This is a genomic window from Chelativorans composti, assembly GCF_039541695.1.
GTDB lineage: Bacteria > Pseudomonadota > Alphaproteobacteria > Rhizobiales > Rhizobiaceae > Chelativorans > Chelativorans composti.
Genome location: NZ_BAABGS010000018.1, coordinates 289,870 through 315,954 on the forward strand (window position 1 = coordinate 289,870; position 26,085 = coordinate 315,954).

General features: G+C 64.2%; 23 protein-coding genes. 13 read left to right on the top strand and 10 right to left on the bottom strand.

Annotated elements, in window-relative coordinates:
- Positions 1 to 227: 227 nt before the first annotated feature.
- The 7 genes from ABD906_RS06770 (at position 228) to ABD906_RS06800 (ending at position 7,575) form a co-directional block, all read left to right on the top strand.
- Positions 228 to 1,157: an ABC transporter permease subunit gene (locus ABD906_RS06770; RefSeq protein WP_345098736.1), complete on the top strand. Its 930-nt coding sequence runs from the start codon at positions 228 to 230 to the stop codon at positions 1,155 to 1,157.
- Positions 1,157 to 2,572 (top strand): high-affinity branched-chain amino acid ABC transporter permease LivM, encoded by a 1,416-nt coding sequence (gene livM / locus ABD906_RS06775; protein ID WP_345098737.1) that lies wholly within the window; start codon positions 1,157 to 1,159, stop codon positions 2,570 to 2,572. Before ABD906_RS06770 ends, livM begins: the two co-directional genes overlap by 1 nt.
- Entirely contained in the window at positions 2,572 to 3,645 is a 1,074-nt protein-coding gene (locus tag ABD906_RS06780; RefSeq protein ID WP_345098738.1) for an ABC transporter ATP-binding protein, read from the top strand. The genes livM and ABD906_RS06780 overlap by 1 nt, the downstream gene beginning before the upstream one ends.
- Entirely contained in the window at positions 3,642 to 4,412 is a 771-nt protein-coding gene (locus ABD906_RS06785; protein ID WP_345098739.1) for an ABC transporter ATP-binding protein, read from the top strand. The genes ABD906_RS06780 and ABD906_RS06785 overlap by 4 nt, the downstream gene beginning before the upstream one ends.
- Positions 4,412 to 4,777, top strand: coding sequence for a DUF6867 family protein (locus tag ABD906_RS06790; RefSeq protein WP_345098740.1), 366 nt, complete (start codon positions 4,412 to 4,414; stop codon positions 4,775 to 4,777). Before ABD906_RS06785 ends, ABD906_RS06790 begins: the two co-directional genes overlap by 1 nt.
- A gap of 137 nt (positions 4,778 to 4,914) precedes the next feature.
- Positions 4,915 to 6,015: a branched-chain amino acid ABC transporter substrate-binding protein gene (locus ABD906_RS06795; RefSeq protein WP_345098741.1), complete on the top strand. Its 1,101-nt coding sequence runs from the start codon at positions 4,915 to 4,917 to the stop codon at positions 6,013 to 6,015.
- A 369-nt stretch (positions 6,016 to 6,384) separates the two neighbouring features.
- Positions 6,385 to 7,575: an MFS transporter gene (locus tag ABD906_RS06800; RefSeq protein ID WP_345098742.1), complete on the top strand. Its 1,191-nt coding sequence runs from the start codon at positions 6,385 to 6,387 to the stop codon at positions 7,573 to 7,575.
- Between the two features lie 15 nt (positions 7,576 to 7,590).
- Here the strand turns inward: ABD906_RS06800 and ABD906_RS06805 are convergent, their stop codons facing one another.
- From ABD906_RS06805 to ABD906_RS06835, 7 genes are all read right to left on the bottom strand, one after another.
- Entirely contained in the window at positions 7,591 to 8,484 is an 894-nt protein-coding gene (locus ABD906_RS06805) for a bile acid:sodium symporter family protein (RefSeq protein ID WP_345098743.1), read from the bottom strand.
- A 267-nt stretch (positions 8,485 to 8,751) separates the two neighbouring features.
- A complete protein-coding gene (locus ABD906_RS06810; protein WP_345098744.1) occupies positions 8,752 to 9,465 on the bottom strand; it encodes an ABC transporter ATP-binding protein in 714 nt (237 codons plus the stop codon).
- Entirely contained in the window at positions 9,462 to 10,160 is a 699-nt protein-coding gene (locus tag ABD906_RS06815; protein ID WP_345098745.1) for an ABC transporter ATP-binding protein, read from the bottom strand. The genes ABD906_RS06810 and ABD906_RS06815 overlap by 4 nt, the downstream gene beginning before the upstream one ends.
- Positions 10,157 to 11,119: a branched-chain amino acid ABC transporter permease gene (locus ABD906_RS06820; protein ID WP_345098746.1), complete on the bottom strand. Its 963-nt coding sequence runs from the start codon at positions 11,117 to 11,119 to the stop codon at positions 10,157 to 10,159. The genes ABD906_RS06815 and ABD906_RS06820 overlap by 4 nt, the downstream gene beginning before the upstream one ends.
- Positions 11,116 to 12,006 (bottom strand): branched-chain amino acid ABC transporter permease, encoded by an 891-nt coding sequence (locus tag ABD906_RS06825; protein ID WP_345098747.1) that lies wholly within the window; start codon positions 12,004 to 12,006, stop codon positions 11,116 to 11,118. Before ABD906_RS06825 ends, ABD906_RS06820 begins: the two co-directional genes overlap by 4 nt.
- Before the next feature lie 98 nt (positions 12,007 to 12,104).
- Entirely contained in the window at positions 12,105 to 13,403 is a 1,299-nt protein-coding gene (locus ABD906_RS06830) for an ABC transporter substrate-binding protein (protein ID WP_345098748.1), read from the bottom strand.
- Positions 13,404 to 13,509: 106 nt separating this feature from the next.
- On the bottom strand, positions 13,510 to 14,931 hold the full coding sequence (locus tag ABD906_RS06835; RefSeq protein WP_345098749.1) for a hypothetical protein: 1,422 nt from the start codon (positions 14,929 to 14,931) through the stop codon (positions 13,510 to 13,512).
- Positions 14,932 to 15,098: 167 nt separating this feature from the next.
- On the opposite strand from ABD906_RS06835, the gene ABD906_RS06840 reads away from it, so the two are divergent.
- Positions 15,099 to 15,983 (top strand): MBL fold metallo-hydrolase, encoded by an 885-nt coding sequence (locus tag ABD906_RS06840; protein WP_345098750.1) that lies wholly within the window; start codon positions 15,099 to 15,101, stop codon positions 15,981 to 15,983.
- A 186-nt stretch (positions 15,984 to 16,169) separates the two neighbouring features.
- On the opposite strand, the gene ABD906_RS06845 is transcribed toward ABD906_RS06840, so the two are convergent.
- Entirely contained in the window at positions 16,170 to 16,994 is an 825-nt protein-coding gene (locus ABD906_RS06845) for a hypothetical protein (protein ID WP_345098751.1), read from the bottom strand.
- 102 nt (positions 16,995 to 17,096) lie between these two features.
- The gene (gene leuD, locus ABD906_RS06850) at positions 17,097 to 17,702 is read right to left on the bottom strand and encodes a 3-isopropylmalate dehydratase small subunit (protein ID WP_345098752.1); all 606 of its coding nucleotides are present in this window, start codon (positions 17,700 to 17,702) and stop codon (positions 17,097 to 17,099) included.
- A 113-nt stretch (positions 17,703 to 17,815) separates the two neighbouring features.
- Between leuD and ABD906_RS06855 the strand changes: the two genes are divergently transcribed.
- Positions 17,816 to 18,706, top strand: coding sequence for an HpcH/HpaI aldolase/citrate lyase family protein (locus tag ABD906_RS06855; protein WP_345098753.1), 891 nt, complete (start codon positions 17,816 to 17,818; stop codon positions 18,704 to 18,706).
- The gene (locus ABD906_RS06860) at positions 18,703 to 18,909 is read left to right on the top strand and encodes a DUF1737 domain-containing protein (protein WP_345098754.1); all 207 of its coding nucleotides are present in this window, start codon (positions 18,703 to 18,705) and stop codon (positions 18,907 to 18,909) included. The genes ABD906_RS06855 and ABD906_RS06860 overlap by 4 nt, the downstream gene beginning before the upstream one ends.
- A 207-nt stretch (positions 18,910 to 19,116) precedes the next feature.
- Here the strand turns inward: ABD906_RS06860 and ABD906_RS06865 are convergent, their stop codons facing one another.
- Positions 19,117 to 19,563 carry a metallopeptidase family protein gene (locus tag ABD906_RS06865; protein WP_345098755.1) on the bottom strand — a complete coding sequence of 149 codons (447 nt, stop codon included), beginning with the start codon at positions 19,561 to 19,563 and terminating at the stop codon, positions 19,117 to 19,119.
- A 357-nt stretch (positions 19,564 to 19,920) separates the two neighbouring features.
- On the opposite strand from ABD906_RS06865, the gene ABD906_RS06870 reads away from it, so the two are divergent.
- Genes ABD906_RS06870 through ABD906_RS06880 form a run of 3 tightly spaced genes read left to right on the top strand, consistent with a single transcriptional unit; the run spans position 19,921 to position 25,938 of the window.
- Positions 19,921 to 20,943: an ImuA family protein gene (locus ABD906_RS06870; RefSeq protein ID WP_345098756.1), complete on the top strand. Its 1,023-nt coding sequence runs from the start codon at positions 19,921 to 19,923 to the stop codon at positions 20,941 to 20,943.
- Positions 20,852 to 22,612, top strand: a complete 1,761-nt coding sequence (locus tag ABD906_RS06875) for a Y-family DNA polymerase (protein ID WP_378188338.1) — start codon at positions 20,852 to 20,854, stop codon at positions 22,610 to 22,612. Before ABD906_RS06870 ends, ABD906_RS06875 begins: the two co-directional genes overlap by 92 nt.
- A complete protein-coding gene (locus ABD906_RS06880) occupies positions 22,609 to 25,938 on the top strand; it encodes an error-prone DNA polymerase (protein ID WP_345098757.1) in 3,330 nt (1,109 codons plus the stop codon). Before ABD906_RS06875 ends, ABD906_RS06880 begins: the two co-directional genes overlap by 4 nt.
- Positions 25,939 to 26,085: the final 147 nt, after the last annotated feature.

Below are 26,085 nucleotides of genomic sequence, written 5' to 3' on the forward strand. Positions count from 1 at the left end.
GATCTGTCATTGGGGATGGGGAGCCCCACAAAATGCGAGCGTAACTCGACGGGAAGGAGGTGGCTCGACAGAAATCATTTTGTTTCTCGCATGCGTTTCAAGCATGGGAGCTCATTTTCACATTGGACGCTCAAACAGAGGCTAAAATGCCCGAAGTGTCCAGTTGGGGAGCACAACAAGAAAGAAATGCGCGCGCGTCACGCGACATTTCCGGGAGAACATAATAGATGGAGTATTTCCTCCAGCAGCTTATCAATGGGCTGACGCTGGGATCGATCTATGGCCTGATCGCCATCGGATATACGATGGTTTACGGCATCATCGGCATGATCAACTTCGCCCACGGCGATATTTTCATGATCGGTTCCTTCATTTCGTTGGCCGTCTTCCTGATCCTCACCACAGTCTTCGGATTTGCCTTCCTGCCAGTGGTTCTTCTGATCGTCCTGATCGTGGCCATGCTGTTCACGGCGACATGGGGCTGGTCCGTTGAGCGTATCGCCTATCGCCCGCTGCGCGGCTCGTTCCGCCTGGCGCCGCTGATCACGGCGATCGGCATGTCGATCGTCTTGCAGAACTTCGTCCAGATCACGCAGGGCGCCCGCGTTAAGCCTCTGCCTCCGCAGGTGCAGGGCGGCATCACGCTCATTCCCGCCTCCGAAGTCACTGGCGGCATCAGCGTCCAGCTGTCTTACATGCAGATCATGATCATCGTGACCACGGTGGTGCTCATGGCAGGCTTCACGCTGCTGATCACGCGCACTTCCCTGGGGCGCGCACAGCGTGCCTGCGAGCAGGACCGCAAGATGGCGGCGCTGCTTGGCGTCGACACCGACCGCACGATTTCCCTGACCTTCGTCATGGGCGCGGCGCTGGCTGCCGTTGCAGGCTGCATGTTCCTGCTGCTCTATGGCGTGATCGACTTCTACATAGGTTTCCTGGCCGGCGTCAAAGCCTTCACCGCGGCCGTTCTGGGCGGCATCGGTTCGCTGCCTGGGGCGATGCTCGGCGGTCTGCTGATCGGACTGATCGAAGTGTTCTGGTCGGCTTATTTCACCGTCGAGTACAAGGACGTCGCTGCATTCTCCATTCTGGCGATCGTGCTGATCTTCCTGCCTTCCGGCCTGTTGGGCAAACCTGAAGTGGAGAAGGTGTGATGGCGACGACTTCGGCTGGTATTCATCCGGCGGGAAGCCCCGCCATTGCGTCCGCTCGCCAGGAAGAGAGCAGGATTGCCCGGGCGTTTCGCGAAGCGGTAATCGTGGCCCTCCTGGTGGCCGCTCTCAGCTTCTTCTTCATCGGCGTGCGCACTGACATTGCCCCGGGCGGTCTCGACATCCGCATGAGGTGGGAGGCCTGGTTCACGGCAATCGCCATCGGCTTCTTCGGCCGGCTGCTGCTGAACCTGTTCGTCTTCGGGCGCGACTGGGGTGTCGGATCCCGGGCGGGTGCCGCGCGCGGCCGCCTGACGGAAGCCGTACCCAACCTGGGCAAGTGGATGCTGCGGACCTTCTTCGTCTTCGCGGCGCTTCTGCCCTTCATCGCGATGTACCTGTTTCCGGGACGCGACCGGCAGCTGATCGACGTCTCCATCCTGATCATGACTTACGTGATGCTCGGATGGGGCCTGAACATCGTGGTCGGCCTGGCGGGCCTCCTGGATCTCGGCTACGTGGCCTTCTACGCCGTCGGAGCCTATTCGTTCGCGTTGCTTTCGACGTACTACGACTTCATCGGTTTCTGGACGGCCCTGCCGCTGGCCGGCCTCCTTGCAGCCCTGTGGGGCATGGTGCTCGGATTTCCGGTCCTGCGTCTCCGCGGCGACTATCTCGCCATCGTCACCCTTGCCTTCGGTGAGATCATCCGCGTGGTCCTCCTGAACTGGTATGAGTTCACGGGCGGGCCCAACGGCATCTCGGGCATTCCGAAACCGACCTTCTTCGGCCTCGAATTCGGCCGCGGAGAAGGCAGCTTCTCCGACTTCTTCGGCATCCCGTATTCCCCGATCCACCGCTTCGTCTATCTCTACTACATCATCTTCCTGCTGGCGCTCGTCACCTACGTCGTGACCATACGCCTGCGCAGCCTGCCGATCGGCCGGGCCTGGGAAGCGTTGCGCGAGGACGAGATCGCCTGCCGATCGCTGGGCATTAACACCCGCAATACAAAGCTCACGGCTTTTGCGATCGGCGCCATGTTCGGCGGCTTTGCGGGATCCTTCTTCGCGACGCGCCAGGGCTTCGTCTCGCCGGAGAGCTTCACCTTCATGGAGTCGGCGATCATCCTGGCCATCGTGGTGCTGGGCGGCCTGGGCTCGCAGATTGGCATCGTGTTGGCGTCGATCGTGATGATCGGCGGCATCGAGGCCCTGCGTAACCTCGGCTTCCTCACCTACATTTTCGGGCCGGATTTCGATCCGGCGCAGTACCGCATGCTTCTGTTCGGCATGGCCATGGTCGTCATCATGGTCTGGAAGCCGCGCGGCTTTGTCTCCACCCGCGAACCCACAGTGGCGCTCAAGGAAAAGAAGCGCATTGGTGCGGATCTCGTGGCTCAGGGGGAGGGACATTGATGGTAGCAGAAGCGAGTGTGGTATCTGCCGGCGCGTCCGTCCCCCGCTGGGAGGACGATCCGGTCCTGACGGTGGAACATCTCACCATGCGTTTCGGCGGTCTTCTTGCCGTGCGCGACCTGTCCTTCTCGGTTGGACGGGGTGACATCACCGCCCTGATCGGCCCGAACGGTGCGGGCAAGACCACCGTCTTCAACTGCGTGACCGGCTTCTACAAGCCGACGGAGGGGCGCATTGCGATGCGTCATGGCCCCGGCAAGCAGGAAGCCCTGGTGGAAGAGGTGACCGCCAGCGGCCTGCGCTGGAAGAAGGAGGGCAATCAGGGCGTGTTCCTGCTGGAACGCATGCCCGATTATGAGATCTCCCACCGGGCGGGTGTGGCGCGCACCTTCCAGAACATCCGCCTGTTCGGCGGCATGACGGTGCTGGAGAACCTGCTGGTTGCCCAGCACAACCGGCTGGTGGTCGCCTCCGGTTTCACGGTGGGCGGCATCTTCGGCTTGCCCAGCTATCGCCGGGCGGAAAGCGAGGCGGTGGACAAGGCTGTCCATTGGCTCAAGCAGACCAACCTGCTCGAACGTGCGGACGACCCGGCGGGCGACCTTCCCTACGGCCAGCAGCGCCGACTGGAGATCGCGCGCGCCATGTGCACGGATCCGCACCTGCTCTGCCTGGACGAGCCTGCCGCGGGCCTCAATCCGCGCGAGTCTCAGGAGCTTAACGAGCTGCTCCAGTCCATCCGCGAGCAGGGAACATCCGTCCTGCTGATCGAGCACGACATGGGCGTTGTCATGGAGATTTCCGACCACATCATCGTCCTCGACTATGGTGTGAAGATCGCCGACGGCGATGCCGAGAGCGTCCGCACCGATCCGAAGGTCATCGCGGCCTACCTCGGAGTCGAGGATGAGGAAGATCTGGATGTTCCCGAGGTGCTGGAGGACGTGATCGAGGCGGTGGGCGAGGACGCCATTACCGACCTCGCGCCTGAACCCATGCAGGATCCGTCCGCGACCGCCGGGGAGGCTGCCGGTTCGTCGGAAGGCATCTCGAAAAAGGGAAGTGCCGCATGAATACGGCAGTCATGGAATCCGTCACCAGGCAGGAAGCCGCGACGGAGCAGCCTCTGCTGGCGATCCGCGGGGTCGAGACGGCCTACGGAAAGATCATCGCGCTTCGGGGCGTCGATCTGGACGTCTACCGCGGCGAGATCGTCACGATGATCGGCGCCAACGGCGCCGGCAAGTCGACGCTGATGATGACCATCTGCGGCGACCCGCGCGTCCGCTCTGGCCGGATCATCTATGACGGGCAGGATATCACCAACCTTCCGACCCACCAGATCATGCGTCTGGGTATCGCCCAGTCGCCGGAAGGACGGCGGATTTTCCCGCGCATGACCGTGATGGAAAACCTCCAGATGGGAGCGGCCCTGGTCGATCCCGCCTACTTCGAGGACGACCTGAAGCGGGTGTTCGACCTCTTCCCGCGCCTCAAGGAGCGCCTGGGGCAGCGTGGCGGCACGCTGTCCGGCGGCGAGCAGCAGATGCTCGCCATCGGGCGCGCCCTGATGAGCCGGCCGAAGCTTCTGCTGCTCGACGAGCCGTCCCTCGGCCTGGCTCCGCTGGTGGTCAAGCAGATCTTCGAGGCCATCCGCGATCTGAACCGTAACGAGGGACTCACGGTCTTCCTGGTTGAGCAGAACGCCTACCATGCGCTCAAGCTTGCCCATCGCGGCTACGTGATGGTCAACGGCCGCATCACCATGAGCGGCACGGGCATGGAGCTTCTGCGGCGCGAAGAGGTTCGCGCGGCCTATCTCGAAGGCGGGAGGCGCTGATGGAAAAGGCAAACGGACTTCTGTGGGAAGTATCCCTTTGGGAATTCGCGTTCGTCACGGTCATCCTGGCGGGCGGCGCGGCCTACATGACCGGCCGGGCCGTGGCCCGCGCCTGGCAGCCCAAGTACCAGCTGGTCATCAACATCCTGCTTCTGGCCTGCGCGACGCGGTTCATCCACTTCGCGCTGTTCAACGGAACGCTTCTGAGCCTCCACTACTACATCGTGGACCTCATCGTTCTTCTGATCATTGCCTTCCTGGCGCACCGGTTCACCAGAACAGGGCAGATCGCGCGCCAGTATAGTTTCCTTTTCAGGCGCACCTCTCCTTTGTCTTGGGAAAAGAAGGAGAGTGCAGGCGCATGAATCCCTGCGTGAAAGTCTTTATTTCCTCTCGGAGTTGAGCTTTCATGCGGGACAGGCGGGAGGTTCCCGCGTGTCGTCGGCAAACAACAACGACCAAGATGTCGTCGGCAAAACTGGTCAAACAGATGGGAGCAATCATGAAAAAGCAGTTGTTGGCAGGGGCAGCCCTCAGTCTTTTCCTGACGGGTTCAGCCTGGGCAGATATCTTGATTGGCGTCGCGGGTCCGATGACTGGTCCGTACGCCACCTTCGGTGAGCAGATGAAGGCGGGTGCCGAGCAGGCCATCGCCGACATCAATGAGGCTGGCGGCATCAATGGCGAGATGCTGCGCCTGGTCGTCGGTGACGATGCCTGCGACCCGAAGCAGGCCGTGGCTGTCGCCAACCAGTTTGCCGCTGATGGCGTCGTCTTCGTGGCTGGCCACTTCTGCTCCGGCTCGTCGATCCCGGCCTCTCAGGTCTATGCGGAGGAGGGCATCCTGGAGATTTCGCCCGGTTCGACGAACCCCGACTTCACCGACAAGCGTCCAGGCAACAACATCTTCCGCGTCTGCGGCCGTGACGACCAGCAGGGCGAGATCGCCGGCAAGTTCCTGGCCGAAAAGTTCGCGGGCAAGCGCGTAGCTTTCGTCCATGACAAGACGGCTTACGGCAAGGGCCTGGCCGACGCCACCATGGCCGTCTACGAGGCCGCTGGCGGCAAGCCGATCCTCTACGAAGCCTATACCGCTGGCGAGAAGGACTACACCGCGCTCGTCTCCAAGCTGAAGCAGGAGAACATCGACGTTCTTTACCTCGGCGGCTACCACACGGAGGCCGGCCTGATCGTGCGTCAGATGCGCGAGCAGGGCCTGAACACGCAGCTCGTGTCCGGTGACGCTCTGGTGACGGACGAGTACTGGGCCATCACCGGCGATGCCGGCGAAGGCACCCTGATGACCTTCTCGCCCGACCCGCGCAAGAACGAGGTGGCCAAGCCGGTTGTCGAGAAGATGACCGCCGCCGGCCGCAACACCGAGGGCTACTCTCTCTACACCTACGCCGCGATCCAGATCTTCGCCGACGCCGCCAAGGCTGCCGGCAGCACGGACCTGGACGCCGTGGTCAAGGTCATGGGCGAGAAGACCTTCGACACCGTGCTCGGCTCGCTGCAGTTCGACGAGAAGGGTGACGTCACTCTGCCGGGCTACGTCTTCTACCAGTGGCAGGGCGGCAAGTACGACTACCTCGAGAACTAAAGCAGTTCCAGGAAGAGTGGAAACCGGTTTTCCGTCGGGAACAGCGCCAAGATACTTACTTGGAACAAATCAGAGTTTCCGTGAAAATCTGAACTGCTCTTGTCGTCACGCCTGAACCGGTCGGCCACCCGGGCATCTCGCCCGGGTGGCCCTTTTGTTACGGCCTTCGGGCAAGGCGAATACCGATCGGCTGCGGCCTTGCGTTCAAGCAGAGCCGAGAGCCGGCTCGGCCTGCCGGTACGGCTCCGCTGCTTCCGGGACGGGTCCCTGCGTTGGTGGGCATGCTTATGATGGTCGCGCAGCGTGGACTGGTCATGACTGTTTTGCCGTCGTAATGTCCGGCCTGACTTGTCCGTGCGAAGGATTCCCATGAGTTCCGATCCCGTCCGCGCCGCGCGCTGGGCCGTTGCGGCCTGCTTCTTCGTGAATGGCCTCATCGTCGGAAGCTGGGTGCCGCAGGTTCCCCTGCTGGCGCAGCGCTTCGGGCTTGGGGAAACGGCACTCGGTCTGATCATCCTGGTTCTCGGCATCGGCGCGGTCACCGTCATGCCTCTCTGCGGCTGGCTGGTTGGCCGCACCAGCTCGCGCCTCGTCGTGCGCGTCTCGGCCTTGCTCAGCGCCTTTGCGCTGCCGCTCATCGCGTTCGCGCCCAATCTGCCGCTTGCCGTCCCGGCGGTGGCGCTGTTCGGCGCTTTCGTCGGCGGCATGGACGTGGCGATGAACTCCAACGCCGTTGTTGTCGAGCGCCGCCTGGGCTCGGCTATCATGTCGTCCTCGCACGGCTTCTGGAGCCTCGGCGGTTTCGTTGGCGCGGGCGTCGGCGGCCGCATTGCCGAGGCGCTGGGATCTCAGGGCCACGCCCTGGTCGTGCTCGCCGTCGTGCTTGCGATCCTGGCCGTAGCCCTCCCACGTCTCATCGAGGAACGAAGGGCCCTGCCGGAAGCGTCGTCTCTCGCCCCGCGCGCGGTCCGGTTTCCGCGCAAGCCCGGCATCTACGTGATCGGTATCCTCTCGCTCCTCTGCATGGCGCCGGAGGGGGCGGTGCTGGACTGGACGGCCCTCTACCTCCGTCAGGAAATGGGCGCGAGCCTTGCGACGGCGAGCCTTGCCTTCACCTTCTTCTCGGGCACCATGGCCCTGGTGCGTTTTCTCGGCGACAGCGTCCGTAATCACCTCGGGGCGGTGCGCACGGTCCGCGTCTCGGGCATCGTCGCGGCGGTCGGCCTGCTCGCGGCCGGCCTCTCCACCCATCCCATGGGCGCGATCATCGCCTTTGCGCTGGCAGGGCTTGGCATCGCCAACATGGTGCCGATCATCTTCTCTGCCGCCGGCAACCAGCCGGACGTCCCGGCCTCGATCGGCATGAGCGTGGCGACCACCATCGGCTATTCCGGCATTCTGGTGGCGCCTTCCCTGATCGGCTTCGTGGCCGAACGGTCCGGCTTCGCCCCAGTCTATATCTTCTTCGCGCTCGTGATGCTGGTCGTGGTACTTCTGTCGCACCGACTCAGCGCGGCGGATCGCATCGCCGTGCAGCCATCACCGGACATGCCTCTCTGACCGGGGCGGTTTTCGTCAGCTCCGGCCAGCGAAGCTTTCCTCGCGCAGCACCTTGCCCTTGATGAGCATCCACACGAAGGCTCCACAGATGATGTAGGCGCTCACGCCATAGAGCGCGGGCGGAATGGCCATCTGCGGCTCGTTCAGCATGTATTCGTTGAGCGTCAGGGTCATGACGAGCGCGGCGTTGTGGAGCGCGATCCCCATGGCGAGCGCGATTGCATCCCTGCGGTTAACCCGGAAGAGCTGCGGTACGACATAGCCGACCGTGAGACTCGCGATGCTGAAGATCACCACCGTCAGCCCGACGATCGGCCCCCAGTCGATCACGATTCGCCACTCGCTGATCACCGCCGCGGCGATCACGAAGACGAGGAACGCCGTTGCGAGCCGCTTCACGGGCTTTTCCATGCGCGCGGCGAACGCCGGCTTGAACCGGCGGATCACGGCGCCACCCAGCACCGGAATGACGGCGAGACAGAAGATCTGCAGCACATGGTGGAACTGCACGGAGATCGGCTTCGTGTCGCCGTAGAAGATGTCGAGCGCGATGTTCCCCACGGTGGGGATGGTGATCATGGTGAGCAGTGTGGTGATTGCCACCATGCAGACGCTGAGCGCCACGTTGCCCCGGCCGAGATGCGTGAACAGCATGGCCGAAGTGCCGCCGGGGCTTGCTGCGAGCAGCGTCAGTCCCACCGCCAGCGCGGGCGGGAGGTTCGAGACCGACACCAGCCCGAAGCAGATGAGCGGCATGACGAGGAGCTGGCAGGCGAGCCCGATCACCAGCGCCTTTGGCCGTGCAAGCACCTCGGTGAAGTCTTCCAGGCGCAGGGAAAGTCCCAGCCCCAGCATGATGACGAACATGACCAGAGGCAGCCCGAGGCTGATGATCAGGTTAGACTGCATGCGCAACCCTCGTCCAAATGGGCGTCCGCCGCCGCACACAGGCTGCGAGCGCCGAAACCCCATCCAGCGGTTAGTTAATCGGAATTACTGATGAGAGCAATAAGATATCGCTATCGCGCCTCATTGCAAAAGATTGTTTCCGAAGGAACAAGTTATTGCAGTTGGCGGGGCGGACTGGCGAGGAACGTGTCTCTCACCCGGAAATCAAGAGATGGGAGCACCGTTGCACTATGGGGCCTGGGGCATGTGCGTTTAAACCGGCTCGCTTTACCCCACCCCCACATACTTCCGGATCAGTTCCGGTTCGGCGCGCAGCTTGTCCACCGGCATGGTCGCCACGAGCCGCCCGTTCTCGATGAAGGAAACGCGGTCGGCGATTTCCAGCACCGCCTCCACCCGCTGCTCCACCAGGATGGTGGAGACGCCCCGTCTGTGCAGCGATGTTATCACCTCGCGGATGCGCGCAATCATGGAGGGCATCAGCCCTTCCGTCGGCTCGTCGAGCAGCAGCACGTCCGGCTCCACGCAGAGCGCGCGCGCCATCGCAAGCTGCTGCTGCTCGCCGCCGGAAAGCGTGCTTGAACGCTGGTCGAGACGCTCGCGCAGGATGGGGAAGAGGTCTAGCACCCGCTCGCGTGTCTCCTCGCCCCGGTTGCTGGCCATGAGCCCGATCTGCAGGTTCTCGGCGACCGTCAGCTCGCCGAACAGGCGGCGCCCCTGCGGGACATAGGCGATTCCCTGATGGGCGATCCGGTGCGGCGGCAGGCGGTTGATCTCCACACCGTCCTTGACGATCCGGCCGGAGCGCACTGGCGCCTGGCCCATGATGGCGCGCAGCGTCGTCGTCTTGCCGGCGCCGTTGCGTCCGAACAGGCAGTGCACCTCGCCCTTCTCAAGCTCGAATGACAGATCGTGCAGCACCTGCACGTCGCCGTAGAAGCAGTTGATGGAGTCGATCCTGAGCTGGGCTTCCACGGTCATGCTCCGAGATAGGCCTGTTGTACGGCCTGGTTGCTGCGAATTTCTTCGGGTGTTCCCTCAGCGAGAATGCGCCCTCGCTCCATCACCGTGATGCGGTGTGCGAGTTCCATCACCACCTGCATGTTGTGCTCGATGAGCAGTATCGTGGTGGACTTCGCGACCTGTCGGATGAGGCTGATGAACGCTTCCACCTCGGCCGTGGAAAGCCCTTGCGTCGGCTCGTCCAGAATGAGCAGACGGGGATTGAGTGCGAGCCCCATGGCAATCTCCACCAGCCGCTGGTGGCCGTAGGCGAGGTCGCCCGCCTTCTGTTCGGCGATATGCGCGAGCCCCACCCGGGTAAGCACATCGAGCGCAATCTGGGCTTCGTGGCCCTCGCGCATGCCGGCGAGTTCCACATTTTCCCGCACCGTCAGGTTCGGGAAGATGCTGGTGATCTGGAACGTGTAGGCAATGCCGAGCCGCACCCGCTTGTGCGCGGGCAGATGCGTGATGTCCCGTCCCTCGAAGATGATGCTGCCGCTTTCGACCGGCACGCGCCCGCAGATGAGGCTGACGAACGTAGTCTTGCCTGCCCCGTTGGGACCGATCAGCGCGCGGATCTCGCCCGCTTCAAGCGTGAAGTCCACGCCGTCCACCGCGCGGATGCCGCCGAAGGAGCGCGTGAGCTTGCGGGTCTCGAGCAACACGGTCATGGCAGCCACCGCACCCATTTGTCGCGGATCGTGCCCATGATCCCCTTCGGGAAGTAGAGGATGAGCAGGATCAGCGCCACGCCCACCACCAGCAGGTTGGCGGTGGTGTGGCTCGACGCCGTGTCGATCAGGTAGAACATGATGAGCGTGCCGGCGAACGGCCCCAGCACCGTCGCCGCACCGCCGAGAAGCACCCAGAGCAGCGGCAGGATCGAGTACTGGATCGAGGCGAAACCCGATCCGGCATAGCCGAACAGCACCGCATAGGCCGCCCCCGCCGCCGCCGAGATCGTTCCGGAAACAGCCATCGCGGCAAGCTTGCTGGCGAACACGTCATAGCCCAGCATGCGCATCCGTTCTTCATTCTCGCGGATGGCGACCAGTGCCCGCCCGAAGCGCGAGCGCACCAGCGCGAGGGTGAACAGCAGCACCGCCGCGAACAGGATGAAGGCGATCCAGTAGCGCGTGTCCGCGCTGGCGAGGCTGATTTCCCCGCCGGGGAAGGCGAGCCGCCGCACGTTTTGCGGCAGCACCAGACCCTCTTCGCCCCGCGTGTAGGTCGTGAAATAGAGCGTCGTCAGGTGGAAGACCTGCGAGAACATCAGTGTCACGATCATGAAGGCCACACCCGCCGTTCTGAGCGCGAGCGCCGCCACGATAACCGCGAGCGCCAGCCCGGCGACGACGCCTGTCGCCAGCGACGGCCACACGCTCCAGCCTAGGTGGTAGATCGGCAGCGCTGCGCCATAGAGTCCGGCGGCGAAGAACATCGCGTGACCGAGGCTCAGGAGCCCCGTGTAGCCGAAGGCGATGTTGTAGCCCATGGCGAAGACGGCGAGCACCATCACGCGCGCCAGCACGCCGTGATGATAGTCCGGCAGCACGAAGTCGAGCGCCGCCAGTCCGGCGAGAAACGCGAGGTGCAGCGCCAGCGTCTTGCGGTTTGCCGGGCCCGTCATCTCACCAGCCTTCCGCCGGGGCTGAACAGGCCTTGCGGCCGGAACACGAGCACGAGAGCGACGAGCAGCGTTGCCAGCATCTTCGCCAGCGTCGGAGAGAAGAACATCGAGATGATGCCGTCCGAGAGGCCGATCAGCAGCGCGGCCACCACCGTGCCCCGCAGTGATCCCAGGCCCCCGATGATCACCACGATGAAGGAGAGCAGCAGCGGATCCTGTCCCATGAGATAGTGCGCCTGCTTGATCGGCACGATCAGCACAGCGGCGAGCGCGGCGAGCGCCGCGCCGAACGCGAACACGCCGGCATAAACCCGGTCGACGGGAATGGCGAAGGCCTGCGCCATCTCCCGGTCGATCTGCGTGGCCCGCATGATGAGGCCGATGTTCGTCCGCCTGAGCAGGAACCAAACCGCCAGCAGGATGGCGGAGGCGGCTGCGATCACGAAGAACTTATAGCCCGAATAGCCGAACCACGGCAGCTGGATGCGCCAGTCGAACGGCGCCTGCACCGGCCGCGCCTCCGCGCCATAGAAGGTGAGTGCCAATTGTTGGATGATGTAGAGCAGGCCGATGGTGGCGACGATCGTGGCCTCCGGCTCGTAATGCAGTCGCTTCAGCACCAGCCGGTCAGCGGCCAACGCCACCCCCGCCACGATGAGCGGGCTCAGCAGGATCGCGATGAGAAAGCCGAGCGCGGGATTGCCGGAAACGAGGCTTGCGCACCACCACGCGAGCACGGCACCCATCATGAAGAACTCGCCATGGGCCACGTTCACCACCCGCATCACGCCGAACACCAGCGAGAGGCCCACGGCCGTCAGCGCCAGCACGGCCGCTGAGACCAGCCCCTCAAGTGTGGCGAGCAGGAAGTAAGGCCCGAAGCCCATAGGCTCTCCTTGCTGTCAGTGGTGACGGAGGAAACCGGCCCGAAAGCCGGTTCCGCAGCGTATTGTCATCCTGCAACCGCCATCCGCACTGATCCGTGTCAGAACGACATGGTCGTGTAGTCGGCCTCCGGCTCGTAGCGGCCATCGTCAATGGACGTGCGGTGCACGACCTCCAGGCGGCCGTCCTTGACCCGGCTGATGTTCTGTTCGCCGAACACCTGGTGGATGCGGCCGTCGAAGATCTTCCTGCCCTGCGGATGCTCGGTGCCGGCTGGGATCTCGGTGATCGCTTCGGTGGCCTCGATCATGGCCTCGCGGTCCTGCGGACCCCGGTAGCCACAGGCTTCCATGGCCTGCTTGATGATGTAGAGGGTCTCCCAGCAGCCGAACATGTGGCCGGCGGTCGAGATGTCGCGCGGGTCGTTGACGCTTGCGCCGTTCTCGTCCAGCCCGACCGCATCGCGGTAGAACTTTTCGTAGTCCGGCATGTCGGCCTGCGCGTAGCGCGGCATGCCTTCCCAGAAGTGGCTGCCCTCGAGGAACTCAAGGCCCGGGCTCCTGAGGTCAACGGCCTCCAGCGAGTCGATGAAGCCGAACAGCTGCGGTCCGCCCCTGCCGAAGAACTCGCCGAGCTCCTTCACGAAGGTGAGCACGGCCGGTCCCACCATGACGTGGTAGATCACGTCCGTGTTGCGCGGGATCTGCGGCAGGTAGCGGGTGAACGAGGTCTCGGTCGGCGGGATCGGGATCATGGCTACCACTTCTCCGCCCTGCGCCTCGATGGCCGGACGGAAATAGTCGCGGTGATCATGGCCGAACGCATAGTCCGGATAGACCAGCGTGACCTTCTTGCCGAGGTTGCTGGCGATCCACGGGGCGACGGAGCGCACCTGCGCCTTCACGTCGGTGATGCCCGGCTGCACGCAGTAGCGGTTCAGCTTGCCCGAGGCGACGTGATAGCCTTCGCTCACCACGTAATACGGCACCTTGAGCTCGCCGGCTGTGGGTGCGGAACCCACCACCACGTGCGAGAACAGCGTGCCGTATATCAGGTCCACCTTGTGCTGGCGCACGAACTTCTCGACCACCTCCGAGCCGCGCGCGGCGTCGGTGCCGTCATCCTCGATAATGATCTCGACCGGACGGCCGTTGATGCCGCCGGCCTCGTTGATGAGCTCTACCGCGGCCGTGGTGACGCGGTCGTACCAGCGGCCATAGGGCGCGCCGATGCCGGTGCGGTGGCACTGGAAACCGATGCGGATGGGCTCGGAGCTCTGCGCCTGTGCATAGCGCACGAAGCCCGGCGCGCTGAGCAGTGCTGCCCCTGCGCCCGCACCCTTGAGAACGCTGCGGCGCGTGAGCCCGTTACCAACAGCCTGATTGTTGATTCGGTTCATGGCCTGATTACTCCTGAATTTGTTGGCCGGGCCCTACGCCCCGCTGGAATTCGCGCGCAAGAAAACATCAAACGCGAATGGTGGCAATGTAAATTATTATCGCAAATCAACCAATTGAGGGCGTCGAGAGCAGCCACAACCCGAACACGGTGTAGCCGATCATGAGCAGTGCCATCGGGATCTGGCTGATGGTTGCCCTTCGTGCCGATCCATGCAGCCGCCATGCGACCAGGTGGGCGAGCATGACCGCCAGCACGTGGCCCGCGATGATCGCCGCCGCTTGCGCGTTCCAGATATACCATGCCGCGTCCGACCCGAGCACGATGCCGGCCTGAACATGGCGGATCGCCGTTCCGAACAGATCCCATCCGAGGAAGAAGGGATCGGAGAACGAGGCGATGGCGTATTGCCCGTCCACCAGCAGCGCCGTGAGATAATGGGCGAAGTGATAAGCAAGCGAGATCGGGACGATCGCCCACACGAGCAGACCGGCCGCCTTGACCCAGTCCCGGCTCCCGGCCAGCCTCTCGCCCAGCCACACGGTGCCGAGAAACAGGCCGCTGAGCAGGACGAACATGAGGACGAGCCCTATCGTGTTCGGCACCACCACCACCGATCGGCCGGGAAACTCGAGCGGGTTGATCCCGATGAACGCGTTCCAGGTGAACGTGTGCATGAGTCCGTCGAAGGAAACCGACGAAAGCGCCAGCAGCAGGAAGGCTACGCCACTGAGTGGCAAGGGCCTTGCCTTGATCAGCTTGCTCCCCGGCCAGCCGATAAAGATTGCGTTGCCGTTACCGAGCGGCTTGGCCGCGAAGGGCGAGATCTGCGCGATCATCCGCATGAAGACGGAGAGAAACTCCATCCGCTCCGTCCACACCTCATATCCGAACAGGATCATGCCGCAGAAGGAGAACAGCCAGTAGACCGTCACCGCCGTGGCCAGGATCGCCGGGTCTTCCGGCGCGATGAAGATGAGTTCGAACCACGCGAAGCACAGGAACAGCAGCACCGCTGGCCTATAACCTACGGCCGCGGGCATGGTGAGATATCCGCCTTCCCGCAGGCCCAGCCGCACGAGCAGTCGCCACGGCCCGTACCACGGGTTGAGCCAGGCCCAGAGGTTGCCGGTGAGACCCTGCGCCAGGGTGAGCCCGATCCACAGCAGCGTCCAGAGCACGAGCGGCAATGGATTGGCGAGCGGGTCGCGGCTGCCTTTGAACCCCGCATAAATCAGCGCTGCGGCGAACAGAAACGAGAGCATGCTCGCTGCAGCCCGTCCGTCGAAGGGCAGCCGCAGCAGGAATTTCCGCTTTTCCATCAGCCGCGCGAACGGTTCCGGCGGCACCATCAGCAACACCAGGAAGCTCACCGCCACGGTGATCGCTCCTCCCATCAGGTAGTGCTGGGTCGGTAGCAGCAACACATGCCCGCGGTTCGAGGCATGCGCGAACGCTTCGCCCGAGAGGCCCGGCAGGACTATCCCGGCAAGCAGGAGAAACAGCAGGTGAGGCAATCTGGACGTCATCCGGCCCTTTTGTCCGAGTTTCACGCGATTGGGAAGGGCAGGACCCCTGGACGAAAGGATGAGACATGTCGTCTCAAGACGGCGTGTGTTCCGGGCAAGAAGACTTGGGCTGGGCGCGCAAAGGATTTAGGATCGGATTGTCCGGGAACTGCCAGACGGAGAATCTCATGCCTGAAGCAAAGCCTCTGGTGAAACCATTTTACGACAAGCGCACCGGATCCATTCAGTACGTTGTCTCCGATCCATCCACGCGCAAGTGCGTCATCATCGACCCGGTGCTGGATTACGACGAAAAGTCGGGCAGCACCGCCACATGGAACGCGGACGCCATCCTTGCCCACGTGGAGGAACAGGGGCTGGAGATCGAATGGATCCTCGATACCCATCCGCATGCCGATCATTTCTCGGCCGCGAGCTATCTCAAGTCGAAGACGGGTAAGCCCATCGGCATCGGCGAGAAGATTGTCGAGGTCCAGAAGCTCTGGAAGGACTTCTACAACTGGCCCGACTTTCCGGCCGATGGATCCCAGTGGGACCGGCTCTTCGCGCATGGCGACACCTTCTCCGTCGGAACCATCCCGGCCCGCGTGATCTTCTCGCCCGGCCACACGCTTGCCTCGGTCACCTATGTGATCGGCGACGCGGCTTTCGTGCATGACACGGTCTTCGTGCCGGATTCCGGTACCGCCCGCGCCGATTTTCCGGGCGGCAGCGCCTCGCAGCTTTACCGCTCGATCATGGAAATCCTGTCGCTGCCGGACGAAACACGGATCTTCGTTGGCCACGACTATCAGCCCGGCGGCCGCGAGCCGAAGTGGGAGTCGACGGTCGCGGAGGAGAAGGCCACCAACATCCACATGTCGAAGTGCCGGACGGAGGAGGAGTTCGTGACGCTGCGCGAGGAGCGCGACCGCACGCTGCCGATGCCGCGTCTGATTCTCCACGCGCTGCAGGTGAACATCAATGCCGGCCGCCTTCCGGAGCCCGAGTCCAACGGCACGCGCTATTTGAAGATTCCGCTCAACATCCTTCCGGATGCGAACTGGGGGTAGGGGGGGACAGCCCCCTTCATCCTGAGCTTGTCGAAAGGTGAGCCCGTCGAAGGGCGAGTAACCGTCTGACGGCCTCATGGTGAGCTTCTCGAACCACGAGGCCGGTCGAGCGGGTTTCACTTCTCCTCGGGAGGCGGTCTCCCGTGCTTGAATGCGTTCTGCACGAGGGGGCAGTGACCGCCCGGGTCAGTTCTTTTCGATGGTTTCCTGCATGGCCTTGCGCACGTCTTCCGGCCACTCGGAGAGGGCTGGCCAGGCTTCCACCCCGCCATTACCGTCCTGCTGGGCGAAGTAGATCTTCCTGTTCGCCTTGTCGATCGCCATGAAGGCGTCGGCCGACCCGCACGCGTGCGGCACGCATCCGGACGCATAGGCGATTCCTGACGCAAGCTTATGGAACCCGTCCGTGACCGAGAGGCCCGTCGCCACGTCCACCAGCTTGTTCCCGAGCAGGGTCTGCGCCATCTTGTAGACCGCTTCGTTCGAGAAGGCATCGACCGGATAGGCGAGATCGTCGATGTTCAGGCTGTCCCAGCTGGTGCCGGGTTGCGGTGTGTAGCTGAGCGTCCCTGCCAGCGTGAGCCCTTCGTCTGGAGTCCAGACCTGCACCTCAGCGGAGGTTCCTGGCAGGAGGTACGGAACGAAATAGATGGCGCTGTCGGTGATGGCCGGGGAAGGGGAGCCGCAATCATCGCCGGCCAGGGCGGTTTTCAGCTCCTCGTCCTCGGGCTTCCATGCGATTACGGTCCTGGGTCCGCAGGCATTGCCGCCAGCTCCGACCTGGAACAGCGCCGCTTCCACCGTGCCAATCTCCACTATGCGGTCATAGTCCAGGAAATATCCCCGGACGATTTCCGTGCCGTTATAGGACAGCACCTTCTCCATGCTGTCCGTCTCGGAGATCGTGAAAGCTCCATCGGCAAAGGGGATGGAGCTTTCCTCCTCGGCCTGTGCGCCGGAAAGCGTCAGGATCAGCGTCGCCAGAGCAAGATTCAAGTTTCGGCAATTCATTAATGAACTCCTGAAGTGTCAGGTTATGAAAAGCCGAATCTTTTTAGGCCACTTTCCAGCCGATGAAAATCTGCACGAATGGAGAAAATGGCTTCAGGCGGCCTACACCCAGGGACGGGTCTCGGTCATCTTCTGCTCGAAGCTTTCGATGGCGGCGCTCTTCTCGAGCGTCAGGCCGATGTCATCCAGGCCGTTGAGCAGGCAGTGGCGCTTGAAAGCGTCGATCTCGAACTTGATCACGCCGCCGTCGGGACCGCGGATTTCCTGCTGCTCGAGGTCGATGGTGAGCGTAGAGTTGGCACCGCGTGAAGCGTCGTCCAGCAGCTTCTCCAGCTCTTCCGGGCTGACGGTGATCGGCAGGATGCCGTTCTTGAAGCAGTTGTTGTAGAAGATGTCGGCGAAGCTCGTGGAGATCACGCAGCGAATGCCGAAGTCCAGAAGCGCCCACGGAGCATGTTCGCGGCTCGAACCGCAACCGAAGTTGTCACCCGCGATCAGGATCTTGGCATTCCGGTAGGCCGGCTTGTTGAGAACGAAGTCCGGGTTCTCCGAACCATCCTCCCGGTAGCGCATCTCGGCAAAAAGCCCCTTGCCCAGGCCGGTGCGCTTGATCGTTTTCAGATAATCCTTGGGGATGATCATGTCCGTGTCGATATTGACGATCGGCAGGGGGGCAGCGACGCCGGTGAGCGTAGTGAACTTTTCCATGGGACCAAACACGCCTATCAAGAACCGATGGGTTGGGGGAGTTCTTTACACAAGCTGGCGCGGCAAGCAAACCCCTCTTGCATCGAACGAATGGCTGCGTCATGGACAATCGCATGAAAGAACAGTCCATGTCCCTCCGCCGCTCCGTCCTCTACATGCCCGCCAGCAACGAGCGGGCGCTGGCGAAAAGCCCGTCGCTTGCCTGCGACTCGATCATCTTCGACTTCGAGGACGCGGTTGGTCCCGACGAGAAGGCGGCCGCCCGTGAGCGGCTGCTGGCCTTCCTTTCAGGCGCCGGACGGCCGCAGCGCGAGCTGGTGATCCGTATCAACGCGCTGGACAGCGAGTGGGGCAGGGACGATCTGGCAGCGGCCTGTGCCTGCCGGCCCGACGCCATTCTCATCCCAAAGGTGGAGGGTGTCGAAACGTTGCGCGAGGTCGACCGCGCTCTCGCGGAATTGAATGCCCCGGCGGACCTGAAGCTCTGGGCGATGATGGAGACGCCACGCTCCATTCTCAACGCCGGCACGATTGCGGACTATGCGCGCGATCCGTCTTCCCGGCTCGATTGCCTGGTGGTCGGCCCCAACGACCTCGCCAGGGCAACCTGCATGGTGCCGGGGCCTGACCGGGCGAATCTCCTGCCGCTCCTGCTGCAGGTCGTGCTTTGCGCCCGCGCGGGCGGCATCACCGCGCTCGATGGTGTGTCCAACAACTTCCGCGATCTCGAGGCATTCGCTAGCGAATGCCGTCAGGGCCGCGAGCTCGGCTTTGACGGCAAGACGCTCATCCATCCTGCCCAGATCGACGGTGCCAACCGCATCTTCGGCCCCACCGACGAGGAGGTCGCCGAGGCGGAGGCCATCGTCGCCGAATTTGCCGAGCCTGAGAACAGCACCCGCGGCGTCATTTCCATGGGGGGGAAGATGGTCGAGCGGCTGCATCTGGAAATGGCCCGGAGCCTCCTTGAGAAGGCCCGGCTGATAAGGGAAAGGACCCAATGAAACTCTATCGCTTCCTGACCGGCCCCGACGACGCCTCTTTCTGCCACAAGGTAACCGCGGCCCTCAACAAGGGTTGGCAGCTCTACGGCTCGCCCACCTATGCCTACGACGCCGAGACGAAGACCATGCGCTGCGGCCAGGCCGTATTCAAGGAAATCGACGGGATCGACTATTCTCCGGACATGAAGCTGGGTGATTACTGAGGCCCCGGCTCACGTCCGATCGCGGTAGGAAAAGAGGGAATTGGTTTCTGCCCGCAACCGCGATGGAAGATCAAGCTTTGACCCTATCGCGTTCCGGTCCTGGCCAGGGCCAGGTGCCGGGGTTCTTTTTCGAAACTGCAGGACCCTGAACGAGAAAAGGCACGGGCGGGCGTCCGTGCCTTTTCTGTTTCAGCCCGGCAGGGAAAATCAGTCCGATCCCGACAGATACCCGTCGTCGGCGCTGTTCTCGATGCGCACCATGTCATCGTCGGACAGGCCGAAGTGGTGGCCGATCTCGTGGATCAGCACATGCGCGACGATGTCGCCCAGCGTTTCCTCGTTCTCGGCCCAGTAGTCCAGGATCGCCCTGCGGAAGAGCGTGATGCGATTCGGTCCCATCCCGGTGTCGGGATTCCAGCGTTCCGCAATGCCCCGCCCCTCGAACAGGCCCAGCAGGTCGAACGGTGTCTCGAGAGCCAGGTCGTCCATGATTTCCTCGGAGGGAAAATCGGCAACCTGAATCACGATGTCTCCGGTCAGCTTGCGGAACTGTTCCGGCAGATTCGCATAGATTTCCATCGCCAGCAGTTCGAGTTCTTCAAGCGATGGGGAAAGCTGGTCGTGCCAGGACCTTGTTCTATATATGCGTGCCATTTTTTATCCTTTGCCCGCATATAGCGTTTTCTGTTGCAGGTTGCGAGTGTTTCACGAGACTGTGGTAAAAGTCTATTTGGGGAAGGATTCTCGCAAAGGCCAGGGCCTCGGCCGGAAGTATCCCCGATCTGCAGTCTCCTTACTGCGTAAGGCCGCGCGGGTCTATCCTCCTTCTCTCTGCACGTGCTGCTTGACTCGGGGCCGGACCTCTGGAATCCATAAGAACATAACGTGAACAAACGGAACGGTTCGGAAACGTTTGGGACCGCTCCCTGTCCGAAACAGCGAAAACAAGCCTGGGCCACGTCCGGCATTGGTAGGCCGGGATGCCCGCAGCGAATGAGAGAGTGAACGACCATGGCACCCCCGGCCATGGCGCAGGACCTGCTTTTGTCCCTGCGCCGGCAGATTGCGCGGATTGAAGGCACCCAGCCCGAACGGCTGGAGGGTGGCGGTCTGCGCGAGGGCAGGGACTTGATTGTGTCCTCGCCGGGGACGGGGGACGCGCCGGAGATGGCAGGCGTGCAGGCGGGTGCGCCGGAAACGTCCGAAGCCGGACTGCTGGTCCGCCGCCATGCGCCGGATTCCGGTCGCATCCGGCTGGGCGTGGCGGGGCTCGACATGGCGCTGGGCGGCGGCTTGCCCCGCGCTGCGCTGACGGAAATCATCGGCCGCCAGACCCGCGATGCCGCTGCGGTGGCGGGTTTCGCGCTGGCCCTGGCCGCGCTCGCCGGCAGGGACGGGCAGCTGCCGCTGCTCTGGATCGGCCTCTCCCATTTTTTCATGGAGGCGGGGCTTCCCTATGCGACGGGCTTCACCCGTCTCTTCGGCATCGCGCCGGACCGGCTTCTGCTCGTCCATCCGAAACGCATCGAGGATGCCCTGTGGGCGGCCGAGGAGGCTGCCGTGCAGAACCGTTTCGCCGCTATCCTGCTGGAGCTGCATGGCAATCCCGCCCGGCTGGATCTCACGGCCACCCGCAGGCTGAGTCTGCGCGCGCGGGCGGCGGGCTATCCCCTTTTCCTGATCCGCCACGGCGGCAAGGCGCAGCCCACCGCGGCCACCACCCGCTTTGAGGTAGGGGCGGCCGCCTCGTCCCTGCGGGGGACGTTTTCCGGCCCGGTTTCGCGCTCCATCGGTCCGCCCGCCTTCGCCGTCACTCTCACGCGCAGCCGCACCGGAAAGGAAGGCACCTTCGTGCTGGAATGGAACGCCCATGACCTTAGCTTTCAGGAACGACAGCCCGTTCGGGGAAGACCTCTTCACGCAGGCGAGGAGCGTGCGGCGGATGCTGGCGGTCTGGCTGCCGCATCTTTCGACGGACCGCATCTTGCGCCAGCGCCATGGCACGGGCTGGCGTCAGGCCGGAAGGCAGGCTGAAGTTCCGCCGCTGGTGTTAAGCCACCGCGAGAACAACACCCAGCGCATCGCCGCTCTCAACGAGACGGCGGAAGCGCTGGGCCTGCGCCCCGGTATGGGCATCGCCGACGCCCGCGCCATGCACCCCTCCATCGAGGTTCTGGAAGCCGATCCGGAAGCCGACCACCGCCTGCTCTGCCGTCTCGCCGACTGGTGCGATCACTTCACGCCGCTTGTCGCGCTCGACGGCAGCGACGGCCTGATGCTCGACATCAGCGGCTGCGCCCATCTGTTCAGCGGCGAGAATGCCCTTCTGCGCGTTCTGCTGCGCCACCTCACCCGGCAGGGCTTCGACGCCCGTGCTGCCCTTGCCTCGACGCAGGGCATGGCCTGGGCCGCGGCGCGGTTTGTGGCAAAAGCGGTTCCAGGAAAAGTGGGAACCGCTTTTCCGTCCGGAACCGCGACAGGCAAACAAGGCATGGTTCCAGGAAAAGTGGGTGCTGCTTTTCCGTCCGGAACCGCGGAAAAACAAGGGGGTAGGGCAGGTCGGGATTTCTGTGAAGGTCCGAACCACTTGGGTCCTTCCGCTAACATCCCCCCGGGCGGCGAGCGCGATGCGCTTGCGCCCATGCCGCTTGCCGCGCTGCGGATTCCGCCGGAGACGGTCGCGAAGCTGGAAAGCGTGGGCCTGCGCCGCGTCGGCGCTCTGCTCGATGCTCCGCGCGGACCGCTGGCGCGCCGCTTCGGCCAGCTTCTGGTCACCCGTCTCGATCAGGCGCTGGGCACTGTCGAGGAGGCCATCTCGCCCCGTTTTCCGGTTCCGCCCCTGTCCGTCGAGCGGCGGCTCGCCGAGCCCGTCAGCCTGGTTGAGGACATCCAGTCCCTCCTGCTTCTGCTGGCCGGGCGGCTGAAGCAGGACCTCGAGCGTCGGGGTGAGGGTGCGCGCCAGCTCACGCTTTCCCTGTTCCGCATGGATGGCGCCGTCACGCGCATCGCTGTCAGCACCTCGCGCCCCCTGCGCGATCCGCAGGCCATCGGTACGCTTTTCGCGGAGAAGTTCGCCGTCCTCGAGAACAGTCTCGATCCCGGCGAAGGCTTTGAGCTTGTCCGCCTCGCTGCGGCTTCGACGGCCCCCTTCGTTGAGAAGCAGGAAGACCTCCATGGCGATCCGGCTTCGGCCGGCGAGGAGCGCTTCGCTCTCGTGGTCGACCGGCTCCGCGCCCGCCTGGGCGACAGCGCCGTGCTGATGCCCTCACCGGAGGAGAGCCACATGCCTGAGCGCGAGGGCCGCTTCGTCGCCTTCCGCGTCTGGGTGGAATCCCCGTCCGCCGCCCGCTACGCCACCGCCGGCAGCGCAGTTCTCAAACCCGATACCCAGTTCGATGCGGTGCCGGCCGCGCTGCTGCGCCCGCTCCGCCTGCTTCTGCGGCCGGAGCCGGTCGAGGCCGCCGCCGAGGTGCCCGAGGGCCCGCCCTTCTCCTTCCGCTGGCGCAAGGCGCTCTACCGCGTCGTCCGCGCCGAGGGGCCGGAGCGCATCGAGCCGGAGTGGTGGCGCATGCCCGCAGGCACCCTGCCGCGCGACTATTTCCGCGTCGAGGACACGGAGGGCCGCCGCTTCTGGCTGTTCCGCGAGGGCATCTATGACGGTGGGGCCAACCCCCGCTGGTTCATGCACGGGCTCTTCCCATGAGCGCGCCGGTCGGAAGCCCCGGGGCCGCGCAAGGCCCGCGCTATGCGGAATTCGGCATCCAGTCGAATTTCTCCTTCCTGCGCGGCGCCTCTCGTCCGGAGGAGCTGGTGCTGGCCGCCCATGAGCTGGGCTACAGCGCCGTGGGCCTTGTGGATCGCAATACCGTGGCCGGTGTCGTGCGCGCCTGGAAGCAGGCGCAGGCCTGCGGCATCGCCTATCACCCCGGCAGTCGTCTGGTCTTTGCCGACGGCACGCCGGATATCCTCGCCTATCCGCAGGACAGGAAAGGATGGGCACATCTCTGCCGCATGCTGACCCAGGCCAATCTCCGCGACGAGGCGAGCAAGGGCGCGCCCGTCCTCTACCGGCAGGATCTCCTGCAATGGGGCGCGAACCTGTCGCTCGCCGTCCTGCCGGAGCTCGCCCTCCCGGCGGCGGAGACCCTCGCCTTTCTGCACGAGCTGCGGGCGGCTTTCGGCCGCTCGGTCTGGCTCGCTGTGGCGCCGCAATTCCGGGGGGACGACCGTTGGCGACTCGCCCAGGCAGCAGCACTGGCGGAGGCCGCCCGCCTGCCTCTCATGGCTACCAACGACGTGCTCTACCATGAGAAGTCCCGCCGCCCGCTGCAGGATGTGCTCACCGCCATCCGCCTCAAGACCACCATCCACCGCGCTGGCTTCGCGCTGGAGGCCAATGCCGAGCGGTATCTGAAGTCGTTGGAGGTCATGCGGCGCCTGTTCCGCGACTGCCCCCACGCGCTGGAGGAGACCCTGCGCTTTGCCGCAACCCTCTCCTTTTCGCTTGATGAATTGCAGCACAACTATCCCGACGAGGTCTCCGAAAGCGGCCTCACCGCCGAGGAGGAGCTGGAGCGCCTCACCTGGGAGGGGGTGAAGCGGCGCTTTCCCGGCGGCCTCGCGCCGCAGCACGAGGCGCTCATCCGCAAGGAACTCGCGCTCATCCGGAAGAAGAGCTACGCGCGTTATTTCCTGACGGTCTACGACATTATCCGATTCGCCCGCAGCCAGGGCATCCTCTGCCAGGGGCGCGGTTCGGCCGCCAATTCGCTGGTTTGCTACTGCCTCGGCATCACCGAGGTTGGCCCCGACATCATGGACCATCTGCTTGAGCGCTTCATCTCCGAGGAGCGCAACGAGCCGCCGGATATCGACGTCGATTTCGAGCACGACCGGCGCGATGAGGTGATTGCCTACATCTACCGGAAGTACAGCGAGAAGAACACGGCGCTCGCCGCGGCCGTCATCACCTATCGCGGCCGCTCGGCCGCCCGCGAGGTGGCGAAGGCCATGGGCCTCTCCGAGGACGTGGTGAACGCACTCTCGGGCTCCATCTGGGGCTGGTCCAGGCATCCGGTGGGCGAGCAGGAGGCGAAGGCCGCCGGGCTCGACCAGTCCGACCCGCTCACCCGCCACGTGTTCGACCGCGCCAACGAGATAATGGGCTTCCCCCGCCATCTCACCCAGCATGTCGGCGGCTTCGTCATCACGCGCGACCGGCTCGACGAGATCGTTCCCATCGTCAAGACCGCGATGGCGGAGCGCAAGATGATCGAATGGGACAAGGACGACCTCGACAATGTCGGCCTGCTCAAGGTCGACATCCTGGCGCTCGGAATGCTCTCCTGCCTGCGCCGCTGCTTCGATCTGCTGGAAGCCCATTACGGCCCGCGCGACGCGCACGGCCGCCCCTATACGCTCGCCACCCTGCCGCAGGAACAGAAGCCGGTCTACGACATGATCTCCCGCGCCGATACGATCGGCGTCTTCCAGGTGGAATCTCGCGCGCAGATGTCCATGCTGCCGCGGCTTCGGCCGCAGACTTTCTACGACCTGGTCATCGAGGTGGCGATCGTCCGCCCCGGCCCCATCCAGGGCGACATGGTGCATCCCTACCTGCGCCGGCGCGAGGGGCGGGAGAAACCGGAGTACCACAACGAGGAACTGCGGGCGATTCTGGGCAAGACCTTGGGTGTCCCCCTGTTTCAGGAACAGGCCATGAAGATCGCCATCGTCGCGGGCGGCTTCTCCTCCAGCGAGGCGGACCAGCTGCGCCGCGCAATGGCCACCTTCCGTCGCACCGGCGCGGTCAAGCACTATCGGGAAAAACTCATCGAGAGCATGGTCCGCAAGGGCTACCCGCGCGACTTCGCCGAGCGCTGTTTCCGTCAGCTCGAGGGCTTCGGCGAATATGGTTTCCCGGAGAGCCATGCCGCTTCCTTCGCCCTCCTGGTTTACGCCTCCGCCTGGTTCAAGGCCTATTATCCGGACATCTTCTGTACGGCACTGCTCAACTCCCAGCCGATGGGCTTCTACGCGCCGGCCCAGATTGTCCGCGACGCGCGCGAACACGGCGTCGAGGTTCGCGAGCCGGACATCAACTTTTCCTTCTGGGATTCGACGCTGGAGCCGGCCCCCTTCGATCCGGGCCGCATGGCTCGGCAGCACCGGCCGATGCGTTCCGTCATCCGCTCCGCCCATGCGGTGCGTCTTGGCTTCCGCCAGATCAAGGGCCTCTCTGAGGCGGACATGGAACAGCTCGTTGTCCGGCGCGGCCGCGGCTACACCTCCGTGCGCGATCTCTGGCTGCGCTCCGGCCTGCCAAAGAGCGTGATCGCCCGCCTCGCCGAGGCGGATGCCTTCCGCTCGCTCGGGCTCGACCGCCGCGCCGCCCTCTGGGCCGTCCACGCGCTGGACGAGACCCGCGCGGCGGACCGCCTGCCATTGCTCGACCGGCGTGAGGTCGGTCTGTTCGAGGCTGAGCCGGAGGTGAGCCTGCCCGCCATGCGCCCCGGCGAACACGTGGTGAGCGACTACCGCTCCTTAAGCCTTTCTCTCAAGGCCCACCCCGTCTCCTTCCTGCGTGAGCGGCTGGCGCGCAGCCGCGTCGTCCCCAGCGCCGTGTTGCGAGCCAGGCGGAACGGCGAGCGCCTGTCGGTGGCGGGCCTTGTCCTCATCCGCCAGCGCCCAGGCACGTCGAAGGGCATCATCTTCATGACCATTGAGGACGAGACGGGTGTGGCCAACATCGTCGTCCGCACCCAAGTCTTCGAGCGCTTCCGGGCCGAGGTGCTGGGGGCCCGCCTCATCCGCGTCACCGGCCGCCTGCAGAACGTCTCCGGCGTCATCCACGTGATAGCCGAGCGGATCGAGAACCTGAACCCGTGGCTCAATCTTCTGACCGCGGAGGAGGGGCAGCAGGAGATCCGCTGGACCAGATCCGCCGACCCGGCTTCCTGCACAGCTTCCGGTCCGGGCAAGCCAGACGGCGTATCATCGGTCATGCCGAAGGGGAGGAATTTTCATTGAAGCGGTTCTTGCGCTCCTGAACCGCGCCGGGGCGGGGAAGCATGGGAACAGTTTGAGGGGGGGGGCGGCAGGACGCCTTCCGGTGAACCGTGGCGAGGCGCTGGCATGAGGAGGGTGCGCGAAGCACCGGGAAAGGGCTTCCCGGTC